The organism is Ornithinibacillus halophilus (assembly GCF_900129485.1).
Classification (GTDB): Bacteria; Bacillota; Bacilli; order Bacillales; family Amphibacillaceae; genus Ornithinibacillus; species Ornithinibacillus halophilus.
Window position 1 is genome coordinate 1 of record NZ_FQVW01000092.1, and the last position, 4,361, is coordinate 4,361.

Here is a 4,361-nt window from a genome sequence, read left to right on the forward strand (position 1 = left end):
GGAAGCAGTTAGAAACGCAGTAATTCATCGTGATTACAGTGAATTAATGCAGTCGAATTATATACAAGTTCGGATGTTTCCAGACAGAATTGAAACTGCATTGGAGAAAAGTAAAAAACAAACTGTTACTTTTGAAGACATCGAGGTATTAATTAATAGTTATTTCATAGATAATCCAATGCCTCAAGAAATTGACGAATCGAACTTATCGATGAAGGACATATATCCTGAAGACGTAGCTAGTTCTAAAAACAGAAGGAACACTCTAGTTCTAAACGATATTATGAAAGAAAAAAAACATAATAACGTAAATTCAGAGGATGAATTTTTCAAAACCTTTGAAACTGAAAACGGAACTATAGATTTGTATTTAGGTAAAGGCGGAATAATGATTTTGGAAAATAAAACAAAATCAATTAATAACATAGGACATACTAATTCCACAGATCAACTGCAAATTATGTCAGAAATTCCATATGAACATACACCGCTAAAAAGCACTACTGCTACTGCATATAACGGTGCAGGTGGAAAATTGTTTACCCTTGAAGCGGAAGGACAATGGCAATTTAATGGTTCAGATGTTCAAGCAACATTTGGAGATGGTGACTTTAAAAGACACTTTTGGGGATCAACATTAAATATAGATGTGGTTAACCGTGGAAGTGAACGACCACTTTTTATAGGTGGCTACAAATATAGTGAAATTTATACAAAGGCATATGTAGAAAGTGTATTTGGAATTAGATGGGCTGGTATTGTTTACAATTCATTTAATGCTGAAGTATATGTAGGTGCAACTCAAACTGGCAATATTTATGGTGCTGCAGTAGCCGATTAATTTATTTTAATTTAACATTTTTTGTTTAAATAAGCGAAATAAAGTATATATTTTATTTCGCTTATTTTCCTTAAGGAAGGGCGAGCAAGAACAATTTCTAACTGAGAACAAGTACTTACTTAAGCGGTGAGAAGAAATATTTATAAATAAGGGTCCGGAATCAAACAATTATTATTTCATTTTTTTTACAAAAGAATACTATTATATTGTGTTACTATAGAAATATAAACAAAATAAAGGGAGTTTTATCTTTGCTAGAAATAATTTATCTTACTATAATGATAGTTTTAATCCTGTTATTTATAATTTCATTCACTCTTTTTGTTCGGAGAATGGTTACAAATTCCAAAGCTGAGAAAATTAGCGCTCTAAGAATTGAGGAAAAGTTAGATGAAATTATAAAACTGTTGAAAAAACAAAGCAATTAGTTTATAAATTTTTTTAAGATGGTTGATAGAGAAATTGTTAGTTCATAAAAGAGTATAAGATATTACATTACCTTATACCCTTTTTTTATGGCAACAATTTAACTCGGATACGATTATGTTTTGGTTAATTTCCTGGAGATGACAAAATATGAATATGCTTTATCCATCATTCAAGCTTCTTTAATATGGACGGTGCGTGAAGGAGTTTTTAATACCCTAGAGATCCAACGAGATATAGGTTAAGTTTGCGGATTCGTTCTTCCATTTCCGTGTATTCTTTTCTAGAAGTTAATTCTCTGACTTTAGACTTAAACCTTTGTATCGGGCGTTTTAGATATTTTGACTTTATGGTCTTTCTTACCGTGTTGTCACAGCGTTCCAACAGATTCTCCACGAGTAAGAGTATAAACTTTCCTTCCATCCACCCAGCCTTCAAATAAGGTGCCTGACCCCCACTTCTCTATCACTTTAGCGTAGCGGGGGTCAGGGACCTTATCAAACTATATCGCCTTACCCTTTTCAGTCGAAATGCCAAAATCCATCATACCTTCAGCAATTTTATTTAGATGCCACCACCATTGTTCATGTGGTATTTTATTTTCGTCTGATAACTTAAAATCGTATACGTTGCGAAGGCGTTTAACCATTTTGTTAGCATTTTCAATTAGCTTTAAATCGTAATAACCAAGCAGAACCTTTTCTTCAAATTCTAACTTATTTTGAACCATATGAATGTTAGTTCTATCATGCAACATTCGTAGACTTTCAAATGGGCTGGAATCAAAATCATTAACGTCATCACCATAATTGAGAATGTCTTGTTTATATTCACTCATTTCCACACATCCTTTACTTTCCCAAGATAAGTGTACCCTGGGTTATTGGATCCATGTTCCATCATCAAATGCAAAATAACTCTGCTTAAATGTTGGGAGGAAGTATATGTGAACATTATTATCCATGCCCTTCATTATATTCAAGATATGGTTGTTGTAATCCTCAAGGGTCCAATCTTGCGGTAAATCGTTTCTTCTTTGACGTTTTTCCAGGTGTGCTTTTCCATAATGCTTCGTCTTTGTTACCTTCCAAACCACACCTGACTTGTTGTATAGTTGAATAATTTCTTTAATGATATCATTAAATGGATGATCCAACCAATTTCCCCCTTGTAAAGTAATTTATATTAGCATTACTCTAATTTTTACACCTCTTTTCTAATTATAATTAGTTGTATAACTTAATTAGGTTTATATTATTAATTCTACATTAAACTTAAAAATAATTCTAAAGAGTGAAATATAAATAATCTTTTAGGAGTGTTTTATGGTTACTTTACATCTGGCAAACAAATTTCTGCTACGTTTCAAACCTAGTATTACAAACTCAAGTATTATTTTAAAAGTCATAAAAAAAGAAGCAGACAATTTGCCTACTCCCATCACACACTTTGTACCCTGTCACAACAACCGCTGATAAACCTTATCCCCATTATACGAATACACAACCTCTTTATCATCCACAACCGTCTCCATATAAACCTTCCGTCCCCACAGCTGATATATATATGGCAATACATTCTCCAAGTATTTGAGATCCAGTTCTGTTCCTTCATAACTATGCACTAAATACAACTCACCGTTCCGCATGTAATCGCCATTTTCAACTGTTATATACGGAAACCCTCCATTGACTCTCATCGAAACTAATTGATCTCTTACATTCTCATAATCTTTATCCGTAATACGGTAATACTCCCCTTGTTTTTCAAAAAGGTACATATCTTCTTGCTGGACGAGGTCCTTTTTTAGGTAGTTGCGGATAAAAGAAATATCCGACTCAATCTCACGTACCTCAAATATCTTATCTCTTCCAGAACCTAGCTCCACTCCTCGTTCTTTCATTTCCTTCGTAGGATTGTTATATCGTTCTTCAATGTCCTCAAAGGTTTTCAACCCGAGATAATATGGATTAATTTGTTGTTTAGATGGCTGCACAACACTTGCATTCAGCTTAGCGAATTCAATCGTTTCCTCTGTCGACAAGTCCATTTCCCGGAGGATACGCTGATGCCAATAACTCGCCCAGCCTTCGTATCGTATAGGTGTTAAGAAACTACAACAATCTTAGAAATGATAATTTATTATTCTATATTCTCTCTATCAGCTGTTATATAAGCTTGTTTAGGGTGATTTATTTGATCTGGATAAAGTAATTCCAATTTTTCCTCTTTAACTAATTTTGAAAGATACTTTTTTCTAAGTGGATCAGGTTTTCTATTTAATAATTTACTTAATTCTTGTAATGTTAGTGGTTTTATTTGACAAAGCCTTACTATCAATTCATTCATTTGCACGGAACCCAATCGACGCTTTTCTCTTGCTACTTCTGATATATCTAATAATAATTCTTGCCCACTAGGTGCGGAGTTCTTACTGTTAGGACCGGAGTTACTGCTGTTAGGACCGGAGTTACTATCATTAGGTACGGAGCTACCACCAATATGACCAGAGTTACTTTTATTTTTCTCTTCACTAACTGCTAATGTATAAAATGCTCCTCCCCTTGTACCATTTTGAATAATAAGTTCATTTTGTAATAAATACTTTAATTCCTTCGTTGCTGTTACACTATCGGTACTATTTAGTTCTTGATACTCTCTGTTGGTAATTTTTTTATTGTTTCTTGTATATACTAGTGCTGCTACTTGCCGATCATTCATTGAAATATCAGTATAGGCATTTAGCCATGCAATAGCCTCTTCATCAATAAAATTATGGTTTCTAAATGTAACGATAAAACTGTTTCGGGTTTCCTTAAATTGTGGGGGTTCAAGATAAGCAGTTTTCATTGTATGTATCATCGTATCAATTCCTGAACCACGATTTTCAATTATTTTAAGGTCCTCCAATAATGTAATAATGACACTATTTCTCGCTTTTGTACTCGTTATCAAATTATTAATTGTTACATCACCATATAAAGTTCCTGGACTTTCTATTTCAATTCTGTCTGGAAACATCCGAACTTGTATATAATTCGACTGCATTAATTCACTGTAATCACGATGAATTACTGCGTTTCTAACTGCTTCC

Annotated in this window: 6 protein-coding genes and 1 pseudogene; 2 read left to right on the forward strand and 5 right to left on the reverse strand. The window is 33.3% G+C overall.

Annotated elements, in window-relative coordinates:
* Both BUB12_RS17795 and BUB12_RS17220 read left to right on the forward strand, forming a co-directional pair.
* A partial coding sequence (locus BUB12_RS17795; RefSeq protein ID WP_072892145.1) for a hypothetical protein occupies nucleotides 1-841 on the forward strand: 841 nt, incomplete at its 5' end.
* A gap of 251 nt (nucleotides 842-1,092) precedes the next feature.
* The gene (locus BUB12_RS17220; protein WP_268801949.1) at nucleotides 1,093-1,269 is read left to right on the forward strand and encodes a DUF4083 family protein; all 177 of its coding nucleotides are present in this window, start codon (nucleotides 1,093-1,095) and stop codon (nucleotides 1,267-1,269) included.
* A 208-nt stretch (nucleotides 1,270-1,477) separates the two neighbouring features.
* Here BUB12_RS17220 and BUB12_RS18280 read toward each other — a convergent pair whose 3' ends face one another.
* The 5 genes and pseudogenes from BUB12_RS18280 to BUB12_RS17245 form a co-directional block, all read right to left on the reverse strand.
* Nucleotides 1,478-1,690 (reverse strand): group II intron maturase-specific domain-containing protein, encoded by a 213-nt coding sequence (locus BUB12_RS18280; RefSeq protein WP_143155666.1) that lies wholly within the window; start codon nucleotides 1,688-1,690, stop codon nucleotides 1,478-1,480.
* A gap of 79 nt (nucleotides 1,691-1,769) precedes the next feature.
* Nucleotides 1,770-2,105: a hypothetical protein gene (locus BUB12_RS17230; RefSeq protein WP_072892147.1), complete on the reverse strand. Its 336-nt coding sequence runs from the start codon at nucleotides 2,103-2,105 to the stop codon at nucleotides 1,770-1,772.
* A 42-nt stretch (nucleotides 2,106-2,147) separates the two neighbouring features.
* Nucleotides 2,148-2,423 carry a hypothetical protein gene (locus tag BUB12_RS17235; protein ID WP_072892148.1) on the reverse strand — a complete coding sequence of 92 codons (276 nt, stop codon included), beginning with the start codon at nucleotides 2,421-2,423 and terminating at the stop codon, nucleotides 2,148-2,150.
* Nucleotides 2,424-2,726: 303 nt separating this feature from the next.
* Nucleotides 2,727-3,374, reverse strand: a pseudogene (locus BUB12_RS17240) (SpoVR family protein); the annotation flags it as partial.
* A 35-nt stretch (nucleotides 3,375-3,409) separates the two neighbouring features.
* On the reverse strand, nucleotides 3,410-4,361 hold a 952-nt coding region (locus BUB12_RS17245), incomplete at its 5' end, for an ATP-binding protein (RefSeq protein WP_327196160.1).